This window comes from Streptomyces sp. NPDC053426, from assembly GCF_055585405.1.
In genome coordinates, this window is the sequence record NZ_JBVJKE010000007.1 from 358,896 (window position 1) to 380,772 (window position 21,877).

Consider the following 21,877-nt stretch of genomic DNA (forward strand, 5'->3'; position numbering starts at 1 on the left):
TTGGTAATGGAAACCATTCCCATATAGTACCGCTCATGGCACGCAACGAGGTACGCCCGATCATCAAGCTCCGCTCCACCGCGGGAACCGGCTACACGTACGTCACCCGCAAGAACCGCCGCAACGACCCCGACCGCATGGTCCTGCGCAAGTACGACCCGATTGCCCGGCGCCACGTCGACTTCCGCGAGGAACGCTGACCTCCAGCCACTCCGCCCCCACCGCCCCAGACCCCAAGGACGCCCCATGAAGCCCGGAATCCACCCCGCGTACGGCCCCGTCGTCTTCCGCGACCGTGCCGCGAACTACGCGTTCCTCACCCGCTCCACCATGACCAGTGACAAGACCATCGACTGGGAGGACGGCAACACCTACCCGGTCGTCGACGTCGAGATCTCGAACGTCAGCCACCCCTTCTACACGGGGACCGCCCGAGTCCTGGACACCGCCGGGCGAGTCGAGCGCTTCGAACGCCGATACGGTCGACGCGGGGCCAACTGATGCGGGAAGAGACCGGACTTCCCGTCGTCATCGTCGCCGGGCTCCACTCCGAGGCACGCCGCGAGGTCGTGGAGCACCTCCTGCGCCTGGTACCCGGCAGCGTCGCCCTGCACCACGACCTGTCCTCCGCGGCCGACGGCACCGTCCTGCGCCGGGTGCGCGACGCTTCGGGCGAGTTGTCCCGGGGCGACGCCCCGCTGGTCAACGACTGCGCGTGCTGTGCCCTGCGCGAAGACCTGGTCCCCGAGCTGGAACGGCTCGCCGACGCCGGCCTCACCCGGCTCGTCGTCATCGAACTGTGGGACTCCGTAGAACCCAGGGGAATGGCCGAGGTCGTCGTCCACCACGGCGGCGACGCGGTGCGGCTCACCAACGTGATCACAGCGGTCGACCCGGCTCTCGTACTCCCCTGCCTCGGCAACGGCGACGACCTCGCCGAGGTGGGCCTCGCGGCCGCAGCCGGCGACCGGCGCACGGTCGGCGACACCTGGGCCAGGCAACTGGAGTACGCGCCCGTCCTCGCCGTCGTCGAGAGCGAGGACGCCGACGACGAGGACCGCGCGCTGCTCACCCAACTCCACCCCACCGCCCACCAGGTGGGCGCAGACTCCGGGGAACTCGCACGGCTGGCCTTCGCCGGCTTCGACGTCGACGCGGCCGCCGCGGCCCAGCACCCGGCCTGCGCGCTGCTTCCCCAGGAAGCCGACGCGGCAGGCGTCACCACATTCGTCTGGCGCCGGCACCGCCCGTTTCACCCCGAACGCCTCTACGAGGCGCTGGAAGACCTCTGCTGTTCCGCCGCCCGCAGCCGCGGACGGTTCTGGCTCGCCGACCGCCCCGACACCCTGCTCGCCTGGGACGCCGCGGGCGGAGCCCTGTGCGTGGAGAGTGCCGGCCCGTGGCTCGCCTCCCTGCCGGACGCCGCCTGGGAGTTGGTCCCGCCCGTACGCCGAGCGGCCGCCGCACTGGACTGGCACCCCGAACACGGCGACCGCTGCCAGCACCTCGTCTTCACCTCACCCGGCCTGGACCGCGACGGGCTCGCGCGAGTGCTGGAGTCCTGCCTGCTCACCGACGCCGAGTACGCCGCGGGACCCGAAGCGTGGAAGCAGCTCCCGGCCGCGTTCGACTCTCTCCTCGACCCCGTCGCGTAACTCCGGCCCCGTCCGCATCGACACAGAAAGAGCACACCATGGCCCCCCGCCAAGTCCCCCGCAAGCCGCTGAAGTCCCGCCCCAACCCGCTGGACGCCGCTGGGATCACCTACATCGACTACAAGAACACCGATCTGCTGCGGAAGTTCATCTCCGACCGCGGCAAGATCCGCAGCCGCCGCGTCACCCGCGTCACGGCCCAGCAGCAACGACAGATCGCCACGGCGATCAAGAACGCCCGGGAGATGGCGCTCCTTCCGTACTCGAGCCGGTGAGGAACAACCACTCACCCCTGCGCAAGCCTTTCTGCGGGAAATTCGAAAGCACATGGAACGCGCCCCCGACGAGCTCGTACACGGTAAGCGGTGAGACGTCGAGCCTCTGATCATCGATCATGGCCGTGTGGTGGGGAACGCGTCTCGTGCGGCGATCATCAACGGCCGGAGGATGCGGCAGCCGTGCGGGAGGCCGTGGCCGGGGCGTTGTCGCTCCGGCCACGACCCGGTGCCGTGTCGCTCACGCACGGGTCCACTTCTGGTTGGCCTGGCCGTTGCAGGTCCACAGCACCAGCGGGGTCCCGTTGGCGGTGCCGGCCCCGTTGGCGTCGAGGCACAGTCCGGAGTGGACGTTGCGGATCGAGCCGTCGGAGCCGACGGTCCACTTCTGGTTGTTCTGGCCGTTGCAGGGCCAGGTGATGACACGGGTGCCGTTGGTGGTGCCCTGGTCGTAGGCGTCCAGGCACTTGTCGCCGTAGACGCGGATCTCGCCGCCCGCCCATGTGGTCCACAGCTGGTTGGCGGCCGTGTGGCAGTCCCACAGCAGAGTCGTGGCGCCGGCGGCCGTGGAGGCGTTGTCCACGTCCACGCAGCGGCCGGAGGCGTCGCCCCGCAGGCGTGAGGTGGTGGCGGCCAGCGGGCTGCCGCCGCTCACCCGGTACGCGGCGACGCCGTGCGCGGGGACGCTCGCCGAGATCCGCCCGGACGTGCTCGACGTGCCGCCGGTCCACAGGTCGGTAAGGGTGAACGGTCCTCCGCCCAGGCCGATCTGGGCGGCCGTCGTGGTGACCGTCGCCGCGCTCCCGCCCCGGTTGAACAGTCCCACCGCGACCGAACCGTCCGCCAGGGGCTTGGCGAACACCTCGATGTCGCCGTCGTCGCGCACCCTGCGTCCGCCCGCGCCCAGGGAGTCCTGGTTCACCGCCAGCAGGCGCGGGTTGCGCAGGATCGCGCTGACGTCGGCGGACATCGTGCGGATGTCGTTGCCGGCCATCAGCGGGGCGCTCATCAGCGCCCACAGGGCGAAGTGGGAGCGGGACTCGGTCAGCGACAGGCCGGGGCGGCCGACGACCAGCATGTCGGGGTCGTTCCAGTGCCCCGGGCCGGACTGTGCGGCCAGCGGCGCATTGACGTCCAGGACGTTGCCGACGCCCATCGGGTAGCTGTTGGTGTTGCCGTTCTGCCAGATGTCGAGCAGGTCCTCGGTCGTCCGCCACAGGTCGGCGACCTCGCCCCAGTTGTACGTGGACCCCGTGATGGCGTGGAAGCTGTTGGGGTTGATGCTGTAGACGATCGGCCGACCGGTGGCGCGCAGGGCATCGCGCATCAGCTTGAACCGCGCGACCTGCTCGTCACGCGTGCCGCTCGAGGAACACCAGTCGTACTTGAGGTAGTCGACCCCCCACGAGGCGAACGTGGCGGCGTCCTGGGCCTCGTGGCCCCTGCTGCCCGTGGAGCCCGGGTAAGTGCCCACGGTCTGCGCGCAGGTGCGCTCGCCCGGCACCTGGTAGATGCCGAACTTCAGGCCCTTGCCGTGGATGTAGTCCCCGAGGGCCTTCATCCCGCTCGGGAACTTCGTCGGGTTGGCCCGCAGGTTGCCCTGCGCGTCACGCTGCGGGTCGAACCAGCAGTCGTCGACCACCACGTACCGGTAGCCGGCGTCCCGCATGCCCGAGGACACCATCGCGTCGGCGGCCTGGCGGACCTGGGCCTCGGTGATCCCGCACCCGAAGCTGTTCCAGCTGTTCCACCCCAGCGGAGGGGTGAGCGCCGGACTGCCCGGCGCGGCCGTGGCGGTGGACTGCGCTGAGGCCGTCACGGACGCGGCCACCGTCAGCGCGGCGGCCGTGAGGAGGCGGAACAGTCGTCCGCCTGATCGTCTGGGCACCGGGACTCCTTCGTCGGGGAAGAGAGGAGAAGGTTCGAAATTTCGATCGACGTTCGGAAACTTCAGGTGCCCCACGGATACTAGAGAGGCGACCGGCCATGTCAACACCCGCTCAAGGAGCAGGATTTGTCGCGTGATCGGCGAGGGAGCACGGCCGAGGCGCACCGACTCCGCACCAGGCGCTTCGAACGTTTCGGAGCGGCGCACGACTTGTGCGAGAAGGGTTGACGGGGTACGCCAACCCCCTATCATCCAGAATGCTCGACGAGTCGCACCACGTTCGACATCTCGAATGCGACAGAGCCACTCCGACCGATGAACTCGAGGTGAACACCTCCATGGATCTGTCATGGTCACATCAACCCCTCACGCGTCGCCGCACGCTCGCGGCCGCCACCGGCCTGACCGCCGGCGCCCTCCTCCCCCCTGGGCCCGCCCTCGCGACAGCGGCGCAGTACACGAACCCGGTGATCTGGCAGGACTTCGCGGACATCGACATCATTCGCGTCGGCGACACCTACTACGCCTCGGCCTCGACGATGCACTACTCGCCGGGCGCGCCCGTTCTGCGGTCGTACGACCTGGTGAACTGGGAGATCGCCGGCCATTCGGTACCCGTCCTCGACTTCGGCGCCAAGTACGACCTGAACGGCGCCCGCGGCTATGTCAGGGGAATCTGGGCGTCGTCACTGGCCTACCGGCCCAGCAACAGGACCTTCTACTGGCTCGGCCAGATCGACTTCGCCCGGACGTACCTCTACACCGCCACCGCGGTGGAGGGGCCGTGGAACAGACTGACGACGATCAGCACCCCCTACTACGACGCCGGCCTGCTCGTCGACACCGACGACACCCTCTACGTGGCGTACGGCAACACCACCATCAGCGTGGCCCAGCTCTCGCCCGACGGCCGCAGCCAGGTCCGTACGCAGGAGGTGTTCAGGACACCGTCCAGCGTCGGCACCTTGGAGGGCGCCCGGTTCTACAAGATCAACGGGCGGTACTACATCTTCCTGACCCGCCCCGCGAACGGCCAGTACATCCTCAAGTCCTCGAGCGGCCCCTTCGGCCCGTACACGATGCGGCAGGTCCTCCTCGACCTGCGCGGACCGATCCCCGGCGGCGGCGTCCCCCACCAGGGCGGGCTGGTGCGGACGCAGAGCGGCGCCTGGTACTACATGGCCTTCGTCGACGCCTACCCCGGCGGCCGCGTGCCCGCCCTGGCACCGGTCGTCTGGACCGCGGACGGCTGGCCCGTCGTACAGCTCGTCGACGGCGCGTGGGGCACCACGTATCCCAGTCCGGCCGTACCCGCTCCGCCCCGCCAGGTCACCCCGATGACCGGCGTCGACACCTTCGACGGCACGACCCTGAAACCGGGATGGGAGTGGAACCACAACCCCGACAACACCAAGTGGTCGGTCGGCGACGGCCTGACGCTGCGGACCGCGACCGTCACCCACGACCTCTACTGGGCCCGCAACACCCTCACGCACCGCATCCAGGGCCCCACCTCCACCGCCACGGTCCAGCTCGACCACTCCGCGATGCGGGACGGCGACCGGGCCGGGCTCGCGCTGCTGCGTGACTCCTCCGCCTGGATCGGCCTCAAGCGCGACGGCGGTGCGACACGGGTGGTGATGGTCACCGGGCTGACCATGGACGGCAACTGGAACACCACCGGCACCGGCACCGAGATCGCGAGCGCGCCCGTCTCCGGCGGCCGCGTCTGGCTGCGCGCGAACGCGGACATCCGCCCCGGCGCACCGCGCCCCGGGACCTTCTCCTACAGCACCGACGGCATCACGTTCACCCGTCTCGGACCCGCCTTCTCCATGGGCAACGACTGGCGGTTCTTCATGGGTTACCGGTTCGCCCTCTTCAACCACGCCACTCAGGCCCTCGGCGGCGCGGTCCGCGTCACGCGGTTCGAGGTGTCCACACCCTGAACCGGTCCGCCGACCGCACCGCCCGACCACCCCGCCCGGCCCCCCGGACGCCCCGCGCCGCGTCCGGGAGCAACCCGTCCGGGCCGGGGCCCGCCCCTCCCGGGCAGTGAGGAGTCAGGCGCTGGCCCGGACGGTCAGGCGGGTGGGGAGGACCAGCGGGGTGGGGTCCTGCCCGTTGACGAGCGCGACGAGCATGCGCGCCGTCTCCCGTCCGAGGGCCTCTATGGGCTGATGGACGGTGGTGAGCGGCGGATCGGCGACCTGGGCGACCGTCAGGTCGTCGAAGCCGACCACGGCGACGTCGTCGGGGACCCGTCGGCCGGCCTCCCGTACGGTGCGCAGCGCTCCCGCCGCCATGTTGTCGTTGGCGGCGAACACTCCGTCCACGTCGGGGTGTTCCGCCAGCAGCGCGGCCATGGCGGCGGCTCCGCTGCGCTCCGTGAAGTCCCCCTCCAGCGGCGGGAACGGATCGAGACCGGCGCCCAGCATGGCGTCCCGGTAGCCGCGGTACCGGGCTCGCCCGGCCTCGGTGTCCAGACGTCCGCAGATCACGGCCACGCGCCTCCGGCCGAGTGAGACCAGATGCTCGGTCGCCTCGCGCGCTCCGCCGACGTTGTCCACGTCCACGTACCACCGGGGAGCCGGACCGACCGGGCGCCCGCCGAACACGACGGGCATCCGCGCCTCGTCGGCCATCCGGGTCAGCGGATCGTCCTCGCGCAGCGCCATCAGCATCACACCGTCCGCGCCCCCGGACCGCAGGAGTTCCTCGACCCGCTTGCGGCCCCGGTCGGAAGCGGCCAGGCACAGCATCAGATGCAGGTCCGCCTCGTCCAGGGCGGCCGACGCCCCCACGATCACCCGGGCGAAGAACGGATCGGCGAAGATCGACGGATCCTCTCCCGAGACGACCAGGGCGGCCGCTCCCGTCTGACGGGTGGCCAGCGCGCGGGCGGTCGGATTGGGTACGTAACCGAGTTGCCGCACGGCCCGTTCGACGGCCTCGCGCTTGGCGCGGCTGACGTGCGGGGCGTTGTTGAGGGCGCGGGAGGCCACGGAACGGGAGACGCCGGCGCGTTCGGCCACCTCGTCGAGCGTCGGACGCCGACGCGGCGCTGCTTCTGCCATGGCTCGTGAGTCTTTCACAGGCGGGGAGCGCCCAAAGACGCATGGGATGGGACCGCTTCCAGTGTGATGGCCTCCATGGCTCGCGTTCCCCTGTGAAAATCGAATGCCGCGCCGCCCATTGACAGCTCAACCACCCGCCCACACGATTGGGACCGCTTCCAGTGGGAGCGCTCCCAAAGCGCACATCCTCTGAAACCGAGGTACTGTCTTGAGCCGCAGAATCCGCACCCTGATGGCAGCGCTCTGTGCTCTGCCGCTGGCGTTCGCCGCCGCACCCTCCGCCCACGCGGCCGACCCCACCACCATGACCAACGGGTTCTACGTGGACCCCGACTCGAGCGCGAGGCGGTGGGCGGCCGCCAATCCCGGCGACGGCCGGGCCGCCGCGATCAACGCCTCCATCGCCAACACGCCGATGGCCCGCTGGTTCGGCTCCTGGAGCGGCACCATCGGCACCGCGACGGGTGCCTACGTCGGAGCGGCGGACCAACGGGACAAGCTGCCCGTCCTCGTCGCCTACAACATCTACCACCGTGACTACTGCGGCGGGCACTCCGCCGGCGGAGCCGCCTCGCCGTACGCATACGCCGACTGGATCGCCCAGTTCGCCGGAGGCATCGCGGCCCGCCCGGCCGTCGTCATCCTCGAACCGGACTCCCTCGGAGACTACGGCTGCATGACCCAGGCCCAGATCGACGAACGCGAGGCCATGCTCACCGGTGCCCTCGCCGAGTTCAACCGCCAAGCCCCCAACACCTGGGTCTACATGGACGCCGGCAACCCGCGCTGGGCCGACGCGGCGACCATGGCCCGGCGCCTCCACGAAGCCGGCCTCCGACAGGCCCACGGCTTCTCGCTCAACGTCTCCAACTACATCACCACCGCCGAGAACACCGCCTACGGCAACGCCGTCAACAACGAACTGGCCGCCCGCTACGGCTACACCAAGCCGTTCGTCGTGGACACCAGCCGCAACGGCAACGGCTCCAACGGACAGTGGTGCAACCCCTCCGGCCGCCGCATCGGCACGCCCACCCGGACGGGCGGAGGCGCCGAGATGCTCCTGTGGATCAAGACACCGGGCGAGTCCGACGGCAACTGCGGTGTCGGAGCCGGCTCCACGGCCGGCCAGTTCCTCCCCGAGGTCGCCTACAAGATGATCTACGGCTACTGATCCAGGACCCCCGCCGCCCGCACAGGCGACCGGCAGCCCGCCGGGGCGGCGGGCACTCCCCCGACCAGCTCACCGGGGAGGGGCCGACGCGCTCCCCCTTTGAGGGCCTGGACATGCGATCCGTTCCCGGTGAGGGTGGCCGAGGGCTGCGGCCACCTCCGGGCCGGTGCCGTCGAGGAACCGGTGGGTGCAGGTGCCGAGGATCTGCCGCTCCTGGAGACCGGCCGGGTGGACCTCGACCTCCTCCGGGGGGAAGCAGGCTGTAGGGCTTGCGCCGGAACGTCCGCAGCATGGCCGAGGCCGATCCGTCCCGGGGCGAGGGCCTCCGGCATGCCGAACTGCCCGGCGATCACCAGCGGCGCGTGGTCGGGCGGCGTGATCCCGCCCGCGCCGAGCCGGATGCGGCTCGTCCCGCCGGTCGGACGCGCCGGCATCGGCTGCGGCGAGGAGGTCTCCGCGGCCGGCATCGCCGCCGCGTACCAGGCGTACCTGGAAGGCCCCTCACCGGGAGATCACCCCTGAGCGTGCCGTCGATGTCGAGGACCGTGGCGCGGGCAGCGCGAGCGATCACGACGGAGACCGTGTCGAACCGGCACCGTGCACGATTCCGCCCGGGGCCGGGGCGAGGGCTCCTGGGGCGGAGCCGTTCGTCCGGGTGCGATCGGTGAAGCGGTGGCGGTAGGACGTCGGTGTGGTCGCGTAGTGCGCGGTGAAGTTCTGCCGGAAGGTCACGGCACTGGCGAACCCGCATGCCGCGGAGATGCGGGTGATGCTCCAGGTGGTCGTCTCCAGCAGTCTGCGGGCTTCGTCGAGCCTGCGGGTGAGGACCCACTTGGCCGGGCTCATGCCGGTCGTCTCGTAGAAGCGGCGGGAGAAGTTGCGGGTGCTCATGTGGGCGTGGGCGGCGAGTTCGGTGACGGACAAGCGCTGGTCGAGGTTGGCCAGGGCCCAGGTGATCGTGTCGCCGATGGGTCCCGCGGCGTCGTCGGGTACGGGACGGTCGATGTACTGAGCCTGGTCCCCCTCCCGGTGGGGCGCGATGACGAGATGACGCGCGACGGTGGCGGCCGCCGCGGATCCCAGCCGGTTGCGGACGATGTGCAGGCAGGCATCGAGACCGGAGGCCGTGCCGGCCGAGGTGAGCACGTCACCGTGGTCCAGGTAGAGGGCGTCCGCGTGCACGTCCACGGCGGGGTACCGTCCGGCCAGTTCCGCCGCCGAGGCCCAGTGGGTGGCCACGGCGCGCCCGTCGAGCACGCCGCTGCCCACCACGGGGAACGCGCCGAGGCAGAGCCCGACGATTCCTGCTCCGCGACCGTGCACGTCCCGGATCAGGGTGACGAGCCCGTCGTCCGGTTCCGGGAAATCGGCGGGCCAGGAAGGGAAGACGAGCAGGTCGGCCCCTTCCGCCGCGGCGGGTCCGGCGAGGTCGTCGATCACGATGCCCTCCGACGTGCGGACCGGGCGCGCGTCCGCACTCCACACCGTGGTCGTCCACTCGGGGGCCAGACCCTGCCGGGCCGCTTCGCCGAACACGAGCAGGGGCGCGGCGAGGTGGAACGCGGTGATCCCGTCGAAGGCGTGAACGGCGATACGCATGCTTGTCCCGATCTCATTGATTAACAGCTTTTCTGCCACTCACCGTAGCTCCCACTGCCCTCCGAGGATGGAATCCACGGCGCCGTCCGCGCCGTACCACCAGGAACAGGAGAGAACGTTGACCACCCCACGCCGCGCCCTCGTCCTCATCGACGTGCAGCAGGAGTACTTCGACGGACCGCTGAACATCCAGTACCCGCCCCGCGACGAATCGCTGAAGAACATCCTGCGCGCCATGGACGTCGCCGCGCAGGCGGACCTGCCCGTCGTCGCCGTCCAGCACGAGTACCCCGAAGGGACCCCGGTCTTCGCGGCCGGCTCGCCCGGCTGGGAGAACCACCCCGAGGTGGAGCGCCGCATCGGCCCCACGGCCAAGCGGGTGGTCAAGAACCACTCGGACGTCTTCACCGCCACCGGCCTCGCCGAATGGTTCCGGGAGAACGGGATCGACACCCTGACCCTGGTCGGCTACATGACGAACAACTGCGTCCTGTCCACCTCCGCCGCGGCCGAACCCCTCGGTTTCACGATCGAGGTCCTCTCCGACGCCACCGGCGCCGTCCACCTCGCCAACGAGGCCGGCACCGCCTCCGCGCGACAGGTCCACGAGACCCTGATGACGCTGCTGCACTCGAACTGGGCCGCGGTCACCACCACCGACACGTGGGCATCGGCCGTCACCGGCGAAGACCGGCTCGCCAAGAGCGACCTCGTCACCTCGGCCACGCAGGGCCTGGCCGCTCACTGACGGCACACCGCCCTCCGCAGGGTGAGAGCGCCACGCGCGAAGACGAGGCCGTGGCGCTCTCACCCGGCGGGCCGTGAGCCGCTGCCGGGAAGCGGCCTGCCCGACGGCTGCCCGAAGCGGGTCCCCGACCGATGGAATACCCCCCTGGGTATAGGTGTTAGTGTGGTCGTCAGATACCCCCCGGGGTACATCGTTCGAGAGGAGTGGTGAGCCGTGTTCTTCGTCGACACCCTGGAGTTCGAGGGTCTGGGCAACCGCAGCTACCTGGCCGGCGGGCCCGACGCCGCGGTGGTCGTCGACCCGCCGCGCGACATCGACCAGGTGATCACCGCCGCGGCCCGCCGCGGGGTGCGCATCGCCTATGTGGCGGAGACCCATGTGCACAACGACTACGTCACCGGCGGCCTGGAGCTGGCCCGCCTCACCGGCGCCCGGTACCTGGTGCCGGCCGGGGCCCGCGTGTCCTTCGCCCGTACCCCGGTCGCCGACGGCGACACCGTGACGGTGGACGAGCACCTGGTGCTGCGCGCGCTCGCCACTCCCGGGCACACCCCGCACCACACCTCCTACGTCCTGGAAGAGGACGGGCGCGGTGTGGCGGCGTTCACCGGCGGGTCGCTGCTGATCGGCACGGTGGGCCGCCCCGACCTGGTCGAGCCGCGGCTGACCGAGGAGCTGGCCCGCGCCCAGCACGCCTCCGCGCACCGGCTCGCCGACGAGCTGGACGACGAAGTTCCGGTGCTGCCCACCCACGGCTTCGGCAGCTTCTGCTCCTCCTCCCAGGCCGAAGGAGACGCGACCACGATCGGCCAGGAGCGCAAGACGAACGACGCGCTGACCCTGGACGTGGACACCTTCGTCGCCCGGACGCTGGCCGGACTGGACGACGTGCCCGCCTACTACGCGCACATGGCCCCGGCCAACGCCGCCGGCCCCGCACCGGTCGACCTCACCCCGCCCAGGCGTGCGGACGCCGAGGAGATCGCCGCCCGGCTGGCCGCCGGCGAGTGGGTGGTGGACCTGCGCAGCCGCATCGCCTTCGCCGAGGGGCACGTGGCCGGGTCGTTCAACTTCGAGGGCGAAGGCAAGCTCGCCACCTACCTGGCCTGGCTGCTCCCGTGGGGCAAGCCCGTCACCCTGCTCGCCGACACCCCGCGGCAGGTCGCCGACGCGCAGCGGGAACTGGCCCGGGTGGGCATCGACCGCCCGGCCGCCGCCGCCACGGGCGATCCGGCCGGCTGGGTCCGCGCCGGCCAACGGCCCGCCTCCTTCCCCCGCGCCCGCTTCGCCGACCTCGCCGACGCCCGCGAGCACGGCGACGACGTGGTCGTCCTGGACGTACGCCGGGACTCCGAGCGCGCGAGCGGCCACATCGACGGCTCGGTCCACATCCCCGTCCACGAACTGCACGGCCGCCTCGGCGAAGTACCCGACGGGACGGTATGGGTGCACTGCGCCGGCGGGATGCGCGCGGCGATCGCCGCCTCCCTCCTCGACGCCGCCGGCCGCGACGTGGTCGCCGTCGACGACGGCTTCGACGCCGCGGCGGACGCCGGGCTGTCCCTGGCCTCCGGCTGAGAGCGACCGTTTTGCCTGTAAGGAAGGAAGCGTGTGATGTTCCTCTTTCGCCGAACCGGGGCACGCGTCACGGTCGACGAGGCACGCAGCCGCACCAGCGGCGATCAGCCCGAGGCCGTCCTGCTGGACGTCCGTGAGAAGCCCGAGTGGACCGTGGGTCACGCCCCGGGCGCCGTCCACGTACCGCTGACAAGGCTGCTCGCCGGCGGCGCCCTGCCGGCCGAGGCGCAGGGGCGCCCCCTGGTGGTGATCTGCCGCAGCGGTCACCGCTCCCGGCAGGCGGCCGGGCTCCTGGCCGAGCGCGGGGCGCAGGCGGTGGACGTCGAGGGCGGCATGAACGCGTGGGCCGCCGCCGGGTACCCGGTCGTCGACGAACGCGGGAACAGCGGCAAGACGACGTGACCGTGCTCGTTCTCGCCCTCATCGCCGGGGCCGTCATCGGTCTGGCCCTCGGAGCCCTCGGCGGTGGCGGCAGCGTCCTGGCCGTACCTGCGCTGATCTACCTGCTCGGGTTCACCCCGGCGGCGGCCACCACGGCCAGTCTGATCATCGTCACCACCACCTCGCTCACCGCCCTGTACGCCCACGCCCGCGACGGACACGTGGCCTGGAAGACGGGGGCGCTGTTCGCCGCGGCGGGCATCGTCCCCGCCTTCCTCACCGGGGCCGTCGCCGGACGCCTGCCCCAGGCGGTACTGACCGCGGCGTTCGCGGTCATCGCCGCGCTGGCGGCCCTGCGCATGCTGCGGCCGTCCGCGGCCGAGCCGCCGCACCGGGTCCGTCCCGGCAAGGCGACCGGTACCGGTGCCGGACTGGGCGCCGTGACCGGGCTTCTCGGGGTCGGCGGAGGGTTCCTCGCCGTGCCCGCCCTCGTCGGCGTTCTGGGACTACGGATGCGGCAGGCGGTCGGCACCAGCCTGCTCGTCATCACCGTGAACTCGCTCGCCGCGCTCGCCGCCCGCACCGGCACCGGCCTCCACTGGGAGGTCATCGGGCCCTTCACCGGGGCCGCGATCCTCGGCGCCTGGGACGGCAAACGGCTCGCGGCGAAGATCTCCGGCACCACCCTCCAGAAGATCTTCGCCGGTGTCCTGCTGGCAGTGGCGGCGTTCATGCTCGCCGACGTGATCGCCTGAGACGCAAGGCTCACCGGCTGTGTCCTTCGTCCTGGCCCGCACCGCGCCGGCGGCCCACCCCGATGCCGACCGGACGCCGCTACGGCCCGTGGTCCGGCTCCCGTCAGATCAAGCTCCCTCCGACCCCGCATGACACCAGGGCCCCCGCCGGGGGCACCGTCGACACGCAAGGATGACCTCTCCCATGACCACGTCCACCGCCCTCACCACCGACCAGGCGCGCACCCGCCTGCACGAACTGACCGTCATCGACGTGCGCACCCCGGGCGAATACGCCGGAGGTCACCTCCCCGGCGCGCTCAACATCCCCCTCGACCGGATCCAGCGTGCGCTGCCCGACCTCCGGCACGCCGCCGACCGCGGCGACGTCCTGGTCGTGTGCGCCTCGGGGGCTCGCTCCGAGAACGCCTGCCGGATCCTCGCGGAGAACGGCGTCACCGCCGCCACCCTGACGGGAGGCACCGGCGCCTGGGCGGCCGAGGGCCACGAACTCCACCGTCCCCAAGGCACCCCGCGTGCCGCCTGGGGCATGGAACGGCAGGTGAGGCTCACCGCGGGAACGATCGTGCTGCTCGGCCTGCTGCTCGGCCTCGTCGTCCACCCCGCCTTCCAGCTCGTCTCCGCCGGCATCGCGGGCGGCCTGGTCTTCTCCGCCCTCACCAACACCTGCGGCATGGCCGCCGTGCTCGCCAAACTGCCCCACAATCGTCCCCGCGCCGCCGACCTCGACAACACCCTGGCCGCACTGCGCAACCGCTGAGCCGCCCGTTGGGGAGGGGACCGGATCCGGTCCCCTCCCCAACGCGTGTCAAGCGTGCGATCGACACTCGGTCGCGGTTTTCCGTCCCGGTGTTCGCTTCTACGGGCCCGGACGGCTCGTGTTCTGCGGCCGGGCGGGCGCCGAGGGCGGCGAGTGCGAGAAGGCCTGCGGCAAGGAGGACTCCTGCGGCGACGGTCAGGGCCGAGGCGAATCCCGGCCTTGTCCGCACCGACGCGGTGGACCGCGGCCCGGGTGAGGGCGAGGACAGCGACACCGGCCTGCGGGACGCGACGGCGCCCCCCACAGGCCGCCGGTCCGGCCCCCGAGCAGGAGCAGCGCTCCGAACGCGAGGACGTGGGCGTCGACCACCCGCGGCAAGCGCTCCGCCGTCACGCCGGACTCCCGCCGGATGCCCGGCGGCGCGACGTTCACGATCGGATCGTCGAGCACCAGCTGAGCGGTCGCGATGGCCGGCAGCGGGATCGTTCCGGCCCGCTGCCTCGTCACCTTCGCCGCGTCGTCTCCTCCACCCGGTGCACGCAACGATCAATCACTCGTGTGCGGCCGGCTCCGTTTCCGGCGGTGACTGCGCATCCCGCCTGCCGGCCGGCCGGAGCAGCACCAGCAGGGCGGCCGACGCCGCCACACCGGCCAGGACCAGCAGCACCAGCCGGTCGGACACCGCTGCGCCGATGTCGGACAGCCGTTCCTCCAGGGCGAACTCGGTGTCGGTGCTCAGCACCGACGGCAGCGCGGACGTCCCGTCGAAGGCCAGGAACGCCACCCCGAGAGCGACGAAGAACAGGCCACCGACGAGAGAGGTGCTGTGCAGCGCCACCGGTCCCACCCGGAAAGTCCGGCCCCGCAGCCAGCGCCTGCGGCCCAGATCGAACCGGTCCCACAACGACGCCAGCACGAACATCGGAACCGCCATGCCCAGGGCGTAGACGGCGAGCAGCACCCCGCCGTGCAGGGGGTCGCCGTCCACCGCCGCCACGGTCAGGATGCCGCCCAGGATCGGCCCCGCGCAGAATCCCGCCAGCCCGTACACCGAACCCAGGGCGAACACCGACAGGGCCGAGCCCGAACGGCGCCCGCCCGCGGCCTGCGCCATCCGACGGGACCCGAAGCCCACCCCGGCGATCTGCGCCACGCCCAGGGCGACGACCGTCCACCCTCCCACCGTCACCAGGGTGTCCCGGTGGCCGTAGAAGAGGCGGCCGGCGAACGAGCCGGCCACGCCGAGCGGTACGAGCGTCGTGCACAGTCCGGCGTAGAACAGGCCGGTGCGCGCCACCAGCCGGGTGCGGCTGGTGAAGGAGTAGGCGAAGAAGGCCGGCAGCAGCAGTGCGCTGCACGGACTGAGCAGGGCCAGCAGTCCGCCGAGGAACGCCACCGCCAGGCCTGCCTCGCTCATCGCCCGGCCGCCTTCGCCGCCGTCTCGACGGCTTCCTCGAAGGCGTCCGTGGGCTGGGCCCCCAGGATCGGCCGGCCGTTGACCAGGAACGCCGGGGTGCTGGTCACGCCGAGGCTGTAGCCCTCCTCCTGGTCCTTTCGCACGGCGCTGCGGGCCTTGTCGGACGTCATGTCGGCCTGGAAGCGCTCGATGTCGGCGATTCCCGCCTCGCGGGCCATGGCGATGAGCTTCTCGGCGCCGAAGTCACCGGCGTTGCGTTCCCGCGGCTTGCCGTAGGCGACGTCGTGGAACTCCCAGAACTTCTTCTGCTGCCCGGCCGCCCAGCCGGCCAGCGCGGCCTGCTCGGATTCCTCGCCGAAGATGGGGAAGTTGCGCCATTCGATGCGCAGGATCCCCTTGTCCACGTACGAGCGCAGCAGTTCGGGCTTGGTCTCGCGGGCGAACCGTCCGCAGAACGGGCACTGGAAGTCGGAGTACTCGATCATCACCACCGGGGCGTCCGCACGTCCGAGGGCCAGCGGGTCGGAGGTATCGCGGCGGGCGAGGGCGAGCAGGCCCTCGTCGGCGGGCGCGGGGGCGACGGACTCGGTGACGGCCGCGGGTTCGCCGGCCTTCTCGTTGCGGTTGTCCGCGTCGTCGAGCGTGAGGGCGAAGGCCGCGGTCACCACGGCGGCGGCGAGAACCGCGGTGGCCGCGACGGTCCGCCTGCGGCTGCGGCGGGACGAGGACGGGGTGGATCCAGACATGGGGCACCTCAGACGTTGAGGAGGAACAGGGTGCGGGACCGGGCCTCGGGTCAGGCGGAAGCCGTGACCGGGCACGCGGTCTGCGAGGACAGGCGGCGCAGCGCGGCTTCCGCCAGCAGCCCCGCCGACAGGAGGGCCAGCAGCGGTTGCAGGGGAGCCCAGTAGCTCAGGGCACCGGAAGCCCCGAGGAGCACGAGGACGAGCTTGTTGCAGACCGGGCAGCCGACGGCGAAGAAGGACAGCACCCCGCCGATCGCCCCGAGACGGCCACCGTCCGAGGGCTTCGGTTCCGAAGAAGTCGAGGGCTGACGCACGTAGGTACTCAGGACGATGCCGGCCAGGACGGCCGTGACGGCGAGGGCCGGGTAGTTCCACCACTGCACCGGCACCGACCGGCCGAACATCGGATTGGGCACCACGTCGGTGGGCGCGCCGACCAGGATCGCCGTGGCCAGGGCACCGACGCCCGCCACAGCCCACTGCCGGGGCCGCCAACCGCGCAGTGCCGTACCCGCCCGGCTCCATGAGCGCGAGGAAGAGGACATGCTGAAGGACTCCGTTCTTCGAGGATTCAGGGACGCGGCGAACGGGCCGGTCTAAATCCGCAGAACGGAGTGGAGTGTCACGGGCGGTGGAGCCGGGCCTGCCGACGACACCCCCGAGTGCGGTGGAGTACGGGGAACGGGGGCGGTGGGCAGTGGTTCGGAACCTGGGCGCGCGGCAGACGGCGGAGTGTTCTCGGCCCGCTGCGCGTTGTGATCAGCGATCACCTTCTTGCCGCACGGCGCCGCCGCACCGTCCGACGGTTCAGCGACGGTGAGAGTGTCCACGCGCTCCGCGACGGCAGGCGGCGCCCCCGGCCTTTCGCGTTCCGCGTGGCCGAAGACGCACAGCAGCGCCACCACGGCCACGAGCAGAGCCAGCACACCACGGAACCGAGCGTGTGCCCGCCCGTGCGCTGCTCGCTTCATCGCCACTCCCGCGCCCTGTTCGAAGACACGCCCACCCTGGTCACTCGCCCCGGTCCACGGCTCCCGGGCCGGCGAAGGAACCGTCCACGCCGTCCAGCCCTGGTCACCGCGCCGCCGTTCGAGGTGACGGCCCGTTCGTCCTCGCGCTGCCGCCCGGGCGCCATCCCTCGTACCCGGCGGCGTCCGCATCCGGCGAGCCGAGCAATCCGGTGCGGCCACACACTCAGGCCAGTGACAGGAACAGCTTCTCCAGCCGGGCCCGCATCTGCTCCCGGTCACCGGATACGGCCATGTCCTCATCGGTCAGGCAGTGCTGCAGTCCGGTGGCGATGATCGCGAAGCCCGCCTTGTCCAGGGCCCGGGACGCCGCCGCGAGTTGCGTGACCACGTCCTCGCAGTCCCGCCCCTCCTCGATCATCTTGATCACACCGGCGATCTGGCCCTGCGCCCGGCGCAGCCGGTTGACCACCGTCTTCAGTTCCTCAGCAGCCATCGCCAGTTCCACGACCACACCCCTTCAGGATACCCCCTAGGGTATCTTATCGGAGGGGTGACCCCGAACAGTTCAGCCGGATTTCGATCTCGCACGGTGGAGTCGGATCACGGCATTCGAACCGAAGAGGCAGTCGCACGGCCAACGATACGGGGACCGCGCGGACAACCGGCGGCGATACGGGATGCGCGTGCGGATCCTCACCGATCCCATCGGCCGGCTGCCGTGGGCCTCACCGGCTCTCCCCCCGCGCCATCCACGACGTCCGCGCGGCTCGCGAACACGGCGTCGTCGACGCCCTCGCCGCAATCGGCGTCGAGCCCGGTCACGGGGCCTCGAAACTGGTCACGGCCAGCGCCTTGTCCACCCGAGCGGCGGCCAAGTCGTCGTGGCGGATCACAAAACTCGTGCGGTACTCCTCGTAGGCCCGGGCTTCACTGGCGAGCGATATCCATTCGCTCGTCAGCCGGTGCTTTTCCTCCTCCAGGTGGGAATACCATTTCGCGATCGGGACGGCCGGGATCTCGCCCGCCTTCTCGCGTCCCGCGAGGGTCTGCTCCGCGATGCTGTTGATCACCTCGTCATCGGCATACCCGCCGATGACGACGCCGGCGCCGGACGGCCAGAGGTCGTGGGCCAGAGCCCGAAGTCCGTCCAGGTGCGGCAGGTCACGCTCCATGTACCGGAACAACCGCTGCTGGAAGGGCGACATGTCCTCCCAGTCGAGATCCTCCCAGAACTCGTGCCAGTCCTCGTCCTCGCTCTCCTGGAGCCAGAGGGGCAGTTCGGCTCCGAGCTCGGCGCTGACGTCGAGCCGCTCGCGGACGCACTCGGAGCCGGGGGCTTCCGCGACCGCGGTTTCGGTGCCGTCCGGTACGTACACGACTCGCGCGTACCTCCCGGAACCGTCCTCATGGTCCATCTCCTGGTTCACGAAGAAGAGCAGCGTCCCGTCCGCCGGCAGGTCGAATCCGTCGACTCTCGGCAGCGCCCCACAATCGACGGAAAGGAGCAACGGCAACGGAACGTCCCCGGCGGACGGCCACTTCATGCCCACCGGCAGCCGGGGCAACCCGCCGAACTGCCCGACCGGAGGACCACCGCCCACGGACAATCCGATCGACAGACGAAGGTGCCGGCTGAATCTGCCGATCTCGTCGTCCGGGACGCCCAGCTCAAGCGCTGCCCGACGGAACTCTCCCTGATGATCCATGCCCGAGAAGATAAGCCCTTTCCAACCCGGCTGTGCCGTCGGGGCGTTGGTGGGCGCGGGCTGTACGAGGTGGAGCGAGCGGTCGGTCGCCTTGGTTCATCCCAGTGGATCCGCCTCCAGGAAGCCGCGCGGTTCCAAGGCGAGGTTGCGCATGTCCTCGGAACACCGGGCTCGGGCACCGTTCGCCCACGAAAACCTTCCGTCGGCTCTGCCGAGAACACATCGAGTCCATGGCCCGGCCGGCCGAGGTGCTCGGGACTCGTCGCCGTGTTGCGGGCCGTTAGCCTGTCGGTATGTCGGAGCGTGTCATGCCCGGTCGCACGGACGGCCTGATCACCCTGGCCGCCGCGGACGCTCTGTGGGTCGATCTGACGGCCGACGGTGCCGTGCCGACGGCTTCTGGGGCATTCACCTGCTCTCCTGCCCGTGCCCGGGCGGGGTACGTCCTGCTCGGCAACCATGTGGTGGCGACGGTGGGGGCGAGCGGCGGTCAGTGGAGTGTTCCGGAGGCCCGGGTGCGCCGGGCGGCCGCGGAACTGAACGCGGTGGGGATGGATCGGCAGGACCTGGTCCGCGTCGGCCCGTTCCGTGGGGCGCCGAGGCAGGAGGGCTGCGAGGAAACCCCGCTGCGCTGGCGCCGACGCATCACGGAGGAACTCCAGGAACCGAGCGGCCCCGGGCGGGCAGCACGACGTGAAGTCGGCCGGTCACACCATCTGGCGGGGATCGACTGGCGGCAGATGCTCGTGGAGCGGACCCGCGACGGGACGCAGCGCACGTGGTGGCTGCCGCGCGCTGTGGTCAGGCTGCTGGATGCGGCTGAGCACGCCGAAACGCAGTGGGTGCGAGCCGCGCGGACCCGCCGGGCAAGCGCAGCCGTCGCCGAGCCGTCCTCCCACCCCCGGCAGGAGGACGCCGACGGCCGGCGGACGACGAGCCCTCAGGGCCCCACCGCCTCACCGCGCCCGTACAACGGGGAGTTGGGGGGCCAGCTGTACTCGGTGCTCAGCAGGAAGCCCGGTACCTCCCGCCGGGTGGCCGGGTGGACGTGCCCCGTCTGCCGCACCACGCCCGCCACCGTGCTCGACCACTGCCACGAACACGGTTACGTCCGCGCCCCCGTCTGCCAGTCCTGCAACACACTGGAACGCCCCGACCACCTGTACGGCAACGACATCCGCGTGGCGAGCCGCTACACACGCCTCTTCGACACCGACACCGACGCCTGGCTCCGCCACTGGCACCGCTGCCCCGGCTGCCGCGCACGCACCACCCTGCCCCTGCCCCACCTCGCCGCATGGACCGCCCACACAGCCTGCCGATCGCTGCGCCCGACCCACCGCGCCCCCCGCGGGCGCAAGCCCTGCGGCATCCTGCGTGCCTCCTGGACCGGCAGTCAGAACACGCCCCGCTCCTGCCTGCTCACCGTCGCCGTCGACTTCTGCCCCTCCGGCGAACACCGTGTCCTGGCGCGAGTCCCCTACCGCGAGGCCGCCGAGCGGTTTCGCGCCTGGCTGGCCGAGACGGCCCCCGCCGTGGCCGCCGCGGCCGGCCCCGACCGCCTGGACGGCCTCCCCGCCCGGCCCCGGCCCGTCGTCGCGGACACCAGCGGCAAGGACCTGGAACTGTTCTGAGCGGGCACCGGGAGACCCGACACCCCACCGTCACCTCACAGTTGCCGGCCGCCGACACGGTCACCCCACACCCCGTCGAATCCATCTCCAGTTCACGGCTGTGCCGTTCGGGCTCCTCGAGGCGCGCCCACTCACCCATTCACGGTCAGCTCCGCATCGGGGCCGGCTCCGGCGGACGGTCAGCACCCCGATCTCCACGCGGCGACAAGCACCCTGAAAAGTCATAGGTACTCCACGCGGCGCAGGCACCCCAGACTGTGCCGTCGGACGCCGCAAGTCCGGTGCACGACGGCGAGTCACACGGCCGGCAGCCGGATCCGTGGCGACGAGCGCGTCAGCACAGAACCAAGGCAACGAACTCAACGGGAAACACCGTGCACATCACCGACCAGGGCGTAGCGAACCGACCGGCACGCCCTCCCGGAAGACTCGACCGAAGGAGTGCCGTGTTCAGAACGAGAGCAAGACCCCAGGCGGACTCGATACCGTCCACCGGTCCGCACCCGGGGAGCCGGTGGCGGCCGGCCACCGCGCTGACAGCCTGGATGGTGGGGCTCGTCGTCGCCGCGGCGACGATCCTCGTGGCGACGCCCGCGTCGGCCGCGCCGTCCACCCCGGACTTCGGGCCGGCCATCGACGCGTACGCCTCCTACGACCCGCAGGACACCTGCGATCCGACCGCCAAGCCGGGCACCCTGGGTCTCCGGGACCTGCTCGACGAGGCGTACGGCTCTCACACTTCCTACGTCACCCGCGCCTGCGGTGACGGTGGCACGAGTGAGCACAAGGAAGGCCGTGCGCTGGACTACATGCTCAACTACAACAACTCCGGTGAGCGCGCGATCGCCGATGACATCCTCACCTGGCTGCTGAAGACGGACAGGCACGGCAACAAGCACGCCAACGCCCGGCGGCTCGGGATCATGTACCTGATCTGGGACGACAAGATCTGGTCGTCGAGCCAAGCCGCAGACGGGTGGCGGGAATACAGCGGCAGCAATCCGCACAGGGACCACATCCACTTCAGTCTCAGCTGGGCCGGTGCCCGCAAGCAGACAAGCTGGTGGCAGTGGGAGGAGCCCGAAAGGACCACCCACAGCGTGACGGGTGATTCGTTCTCCGACCTGGTGACGACGAAGTCCGACGGCACGATGTGGCTGTACTCCAACAACTTCGTCCGCGACGACGGCACGCCATACAGCAGCAACCGCCAGATCGGCCACGGCTGGAACACCTACGACCGCATCATCCCCGCCGATGCCACCGGCGACGGATTCACCGACCTGGTGGCACTGAAGCCGGACGGCACGATGTGGCTGTACTCCAACAACTTCGTCCGCGACGACGGCATACCGTACAGCAGCGGCCGTCAGATCGGCCACGGCTGGAACACCTACGACCGCATCATCCCCGCCGACGCCACCGGCGACGGATTCACCGACCTGGTGGCACTGAAGCCGGACGGCACGATGTGGCTGTACTCCAACAACTTCGTCCGCGACGACGGCATACC

General features: G+C 71.1%; 22 protein-coding genes and 1 pseudogene. 15 read left to right on the forward strand and 8 right to left on the reverse strand.

All coding sequences use genetic code 11. The features are described 5' to 3' along the window. The first annotated feature begins 35 nt into the window (after positions 1-35). From rpmG to rpsR, 4 genes are read left to right on the forward strand one after another with little or no spacing between them, the layout of a single operon-like run. On the forward strand, positions 36-200 hold the full coding sequence (gene rpmG / locus ACZ62B_RS17395; RefSeq protein WP_129802794.1) for a 50S ribosomal protein L33: 165 nt from the start codon (positions 36-38) through the stop codon (positions 198-200). A gap of 46 nt (positions 201-246) precedes the next feature. Then, positions 247-501 carry a type B 50S ribosomal protein L31 gene (locus tag ACZ62B_RS17400; RefSeq protein ID WP_310870305.1) on the forward strand — a complete coding sequence of 85 codons (255 nt, stop codon included), beginning with the start codon at positions 247-249 and terminating at the stop codon, positions 499-501. After that, positions 501-1,655 (forward strand): CobW family GTP-binding protein, encoded by a 1,155-nt coding sequence (locus ACZ62B_RS17405; protein WP_469690944.1) that lies wholly within the window; start codon positions 501-503, stop codon positions 1,653-1,655. Before ACZ62B_RS17400 ends, ACZ62B_RS17405 begins: the two co-directional genes overlap by 1 nt. Positions 1,656-1,693: 38 nt before the next feature. Continuing rightward, on the forward strand, positions 1,694-1,930 hold the full coding sequence (gene rpsR / locus ACZ62B_RS17410) for a 30S ribosomal protein S18 (protein ID WP_344569206.1): 237 nt from the start codon (positions 1,694-1,696) through the stop codon (positions 1,928-1,930). Between the two features lie 241 nt (positions 1,931-2,171). Here rpsR and ACZ62B_RS17415 read toward each other — a convergent pair whose 3' ends face one another. Continuing rightward, positions 2,172-3,818 carry a glycoside hydrolase family 27 protein gene (locus tag ACZ62B_RS17415; RefSeq protein ID WP_344569208.1) on the reverse strand — a complete coding sequence of 549 codons (1,647 nt, stop codon included), beginning with the start codon at positions 3,816-3,818 and terminating at the stop codon, positions 2,172-2,174. A 338-nt stretch (positions 3,819-4,156) separates the two neighbouring features. On the opposite strand from ACZ62B_RS17415, the gene ACZ62B_RS17420 reads away from it, so the two are divergent. After that, positions 4,157-5,767 (forward strand): glycoside hydrolase family 43 protein, encoded by a 1,611-nt coding sequence (locus ACZ62B_RS17420; RefSeq protein WP_344569210.1) that lies wholly within the window; start codon positions 4,157-4,159, stop codon positions 5,765-5,767. Between the two features lie 114 nt (positions 5,768-5,881). Here the strand turns inward: ACZ62B_RS17420 and ACZ62B_RS17425 are convergent, their stop codons facing one another. Next, entirely contained in the window at positions 5,882-6,895 is a 1,014-nt protein-coding gene (locus ACZ62B_RS17425; RefSeq protein WP_344569212.1) for a LacI family DNA-binding transcriptional regulator, read from the reverse strand. Between the two features lie 208 nt (positions 6,896-7,103). On the opposite strand from ACZ62B_RS17425, the gene ACZ62B_RS17430 reads away from it, so the two are divergent. Together ACZ62B_RS17430 and ACZ62B_RS17435 are read left to right on the forward strand one after the other, a co-directional pair. Further along, entirely contained in the window at positions 7,104-8,069 is a 966-nt protein-coding gene (locus tag ACZ62B_RS17430; protein WP_468726540.1) for a glycoside hydrolase family 6 protein, read from the forward strand. Positions 8,070-8,399: 330 nt separating this feature from the next. Next, positions 8,400-8,591, forward strand: coding sequence for a hypothetical protein (locus ACZ62B_RS17435; protein ID WP_468726538.1), 192 nt, complete (start codon positions 8,400-8,402; stop codon positions 8,589-8,591). A 45-nt stretch (positions 8,592-8,636) separates the two neighbouring features. Here the strand turns inward: ACZ62B_RS17435 and ACZ62B_RS17440 are convergent, their stop codons facing one another. Then, entirely contained in the window at positions 8,637-9,668 is a 1,032-nt protein-coding gene (locus ACZ62B_RS17440) for a GlxA family transcriptional regulator (RefSeq protein WP_344569221.1), read from the reverse strand. A gap of 118 nt (positions 9,669-9,786) precedes the next feature. On the opposite strand from ACZ62B_RS17440, the gene ACZ62B_RS17445 reads away from it, so the two are divergent. From ACZ62B_RS17445 to ACZ62B_RS17465, 5 genes are all read left to right on the forward strand, one after another. Continuing rightward, positions 9,787-10,416: a cysteine hydrolase family protein gene (locus tag ACZ62B_RS17445; RefSeq protein ID WP_344569223.1), complete on the forward strand. Its 630-nt coding sequence runs from the start codon at positions 9,787-9,789 to the stop codon at positions 10,414-10,416. 213 nt (positions 10,417-10,629) lie between these two features. Further along, positions 10,630-11,994, forward strand: coding sequence for an MBL fold metallo-hydrolase (locus ACZ62B_RS17450; protein ID WP_468726532.1), 1,365 nt, complete (start codon positions 10,630-10,632; stop codon positions 11,992-11,994). A gap of 36 nt (positions 11,995-12,030) precedes the next feature. Further along, entirely contained in the window at positions 12,031-12,396 is a 366-nt protein-coding gene (locus tag ACZ62B_RS17455; RefSeq protein WP_344569227.1) for a rhodanese-like domain-containing protein, read from the forward strand. Continuing rightward, entirely contained in the window at positions 12,393-13,130 is a 738-nt protein-coding gene (locus ACZ62B_RS17460) for a sulfite exporter TauE/SafE family protein (RefSeq protein ID WP_344569229.1), read from the forward strand. Before ACZ62B_RS17455 ends, ACZ62B_RS17460 begins: the two co-directional genes overlap by 4 nt. Before the next feature lie 184 nt (positions 13,131-13,314). Continuing rightward, the gene (locus tag ACZ62B_RS17465) at positions 13,315-13,890 is read left to right on the forward strand and encodes a rhodanese-like domain-containing protein (protein WP_344569231.1); all 576 of its coding nucleotides are present in this window, start codon (positions 13,315-13,317) and stop codon (positions 13,888-13,890) included. A gap of 550 nt (positions 13,891-14,440) precedes the next feature. Here ACZ62B_RS17465 and ACZ62B_RS17470 read toward each other — a convergent pair. The 4 genes from ACZ62B_RS17470 to ACZ62B_RS17485 all read right to left on the reverse strand — a co-directional run bounded on the left by ACZ62B_RS17470 (position 14,441) and on the right by ACZ62B_RS17485 (position 17,529). Then, entirely contained in the window at positions 14,441-15,307 is an 867-nt protein-coding gene (locus ACZ62B_RS17470) for a cytochrome c biogenesis CcdA family protein (protein ID WP_344569233.1), read from the reverse strand. After that, the gene (locus ACZ62B_RS17475; protein WP_469690948.1) at positions 15,304-16,053 is read right to left on the reverse strand and encodes a DsbA family protein; all 750 of its coding nucleotides are present in this window, start codon (positions 16,051-16,053) and stop codon (positions 15,304-15,306) included. Before ACZ62B_RS17475 ends, ACZ62B_RS17470 begins: the two co-directional genes overlap by 4 nt. A 50-nt stretch (positions 16,054-16,103) precedes the next feature. After that, positions 16,104-16,598 (reverse strand): hypothetical protein, encoded by a 495-nt coding sequence (locus tag ACZ62B_RS17480; protein ID WP_344569237.1) that lies wholly within the window; start codon positions 16,596-16,598, stop codon positions 16,104-16,106. Positions 16,599-17,247: 649 nt separating this feature from the next. Beyond that, positions 17,248-17,529 carry a metal-sensitive transcriptional regulator gene (locus tag ACZ62B_RS17485; protein ID WP_344569249.1) on the reverse strand — a complete coding sequence of 94 codons (282 nt, stop codon included), beginning with the start codon at positions 17,527-17,529 and terminating at the stop codon, positions 17,248-17,250. 160 nt (positions 17,530-17,689) lie between these two features. On the opposite strand from ACZ62B_RS17485, the pseudogene ACZ62B_RS17490 reads away from it, so the two are divergent. Continuing rightward, a pseudogene (locus ACZ62B_RS17490) lies at positions 17,690-17,834 on the forward strand (IS5/IS1182 family transposase); the annotation flags it as partial. Positions 17,835-17,842: 8 nt separating this feature from the next. Here ACZ62B_RS17490 and ACZ62B_RS17495 read toward each other — a convergent pair. Further along, the gene (locus tag ACZ62B_RS17495) at positions 17,843-18,730 is read right to left on the reverse strand and encodes a DUF1963 domain-containing protein (RefSeq protein WP_469690950.1); all 888 of its coding nucleotides are present in this window, start codon (positions 18,728-18,730) and stop codon (positions 17,843-17,845) included. A gap of 293 nt (positions 18,731-19,023) precedes the next feature. On the opposite strand from ACZ62B_RS17495, the gene ACZ62B_RS17500 reads away from it, so the two are divergent. Both ACZ62B_RS17500 and ACZ62B_RS17505 read left to right on the forward strand, forming a co-directional pair. Further along, positions 19,024-20,364, forward strand: a complete 1,341-nt coding sequence (locus ACZ62B_RS17500) for an endonuclease domain-containing protein (RefSeq protein ID WP_468878014.1) — start codon at positions 19,024-19,026, stop codon at positions 20,362-20,364. Between the two features lie 446 nt (positions 20,365-20,810). Continuing rightward, a partial coding sequence (locus tag ACZ62B_RS17505; RefSeq protein ID WP_469690951.1) for an FG-GAP repeat domain-containing protein occupies positions 20,811-21,877 on the forward strand: 1,067 nt, incomplete at its 3' end.

Bases quoted from the DNA above. Each gene is read 5' to 3' on its own strand.
- ACZ62B_RS17420 (WP_344569210.1), top strand. From the start codon at position 4,157: ATGGATCTGTCATGGTCACATCAACCCCTCACGCGTCGCCGCACGCTC.
- rpmG (WP_129802794.1), top strand. From the start codon at position 36: ATGGCACGCAACGAGGTACGCCCGATCATCAAGCTCCGCTCCACCGCG.
- ACZ62B_RS17475 (WP_469690948.1), bottom strand. From the start codon at position 16,053: ATGTCTGGATCCACCCCGTCCTCGTCCCGCCGCAGCCGCAGGCGGACC.
- rpsR (WP_344569206.1), top strand. From the start codon at position 1,694: ATGGCCCCCCGCCAAGTCCCCCGCAAGCCGCTGAAGTCCCGCCCCAAC.
- ACZ62B_RS17470 (WP_344569233.1), bottom strand. From the start codon at position 15,307: ATGAGCGAGGCAGGCCTGGCGGTGGCGTTCCTCGGCGGACTGCTGGCC.
- ACZ62B_RS17440 (WP_344569221.1), bottom strand. From the start codon at position 9,668: ATGCGTATCGCCGTTCACGCCTTCGACGGGATCACCGCGTTCCACCTC.
- ACZ62B_RS17500 (WP_468878014.1), top strand. From the start codon at position 19,024: ATGTCGGAGCGTGTCATGCCCGGTCGCACGGACGGCCTGATCACCCTG.
- ACZ62B_RS17400 (WP_310870305.1), top strand. From the start codon at position 247: ATGAAGCCCGGAATCCACCCCGCGTACGGCCCCGTCGTCTTCCGCGAC.
- ACZ62B_RS17455 (WP_344569227.1), top strand. From the start codon at position 12,031: ATGTTCCTCTTTCGCCGAACCGGGGCACGCGTCACGGTCGACGAGGCA.
- ACZ62B_RS17465 (WP_344569231.1), top strand. From the start codon at position 13,315: ATGACCACGTCCACCGCCCTCACCACCGACCAGGCGCGCACCCGCCTG.
- ACZ62B_RS17405 (WP_469690944.1), top strand. From the start codon at position 501: ATGCGGGAAGAGACCGGACTTCCCGTCGTCATCGTCGCCGGGCTCCAC.
- ACZ62B_RS17495 (WP_469690950.1), bottom strand. From the start codon at position 18,730: ATGGATCATCAGGGAGAGTTCCGTCGGGCAGCGCTTGAGCTGGGCGTC.
- ACZ62B_RS17425 (WP_344569212.1), bottom strand. From the start codon at position 6,895: ATGGCAGAAGCAGCGCCGCGTCGGCGTCCGACGCTCGACGAGGTGGCC.
- ACZ62B_RS17435 (WP_468726538.1), top strand. From the start codon at position 8,400: ATGCCGAACTGCCCGGCGATCACCAGCGGCGCGTGGTCGGGCGGCGTG.
- ACZ62B_RS17480 (WP_344569237.1), bottom strand. From the start codon at position 16,598: ATGTCCTCTTCCTCGCGCTCATGGAGCCGGGCGGGTACGGCACTGCGC.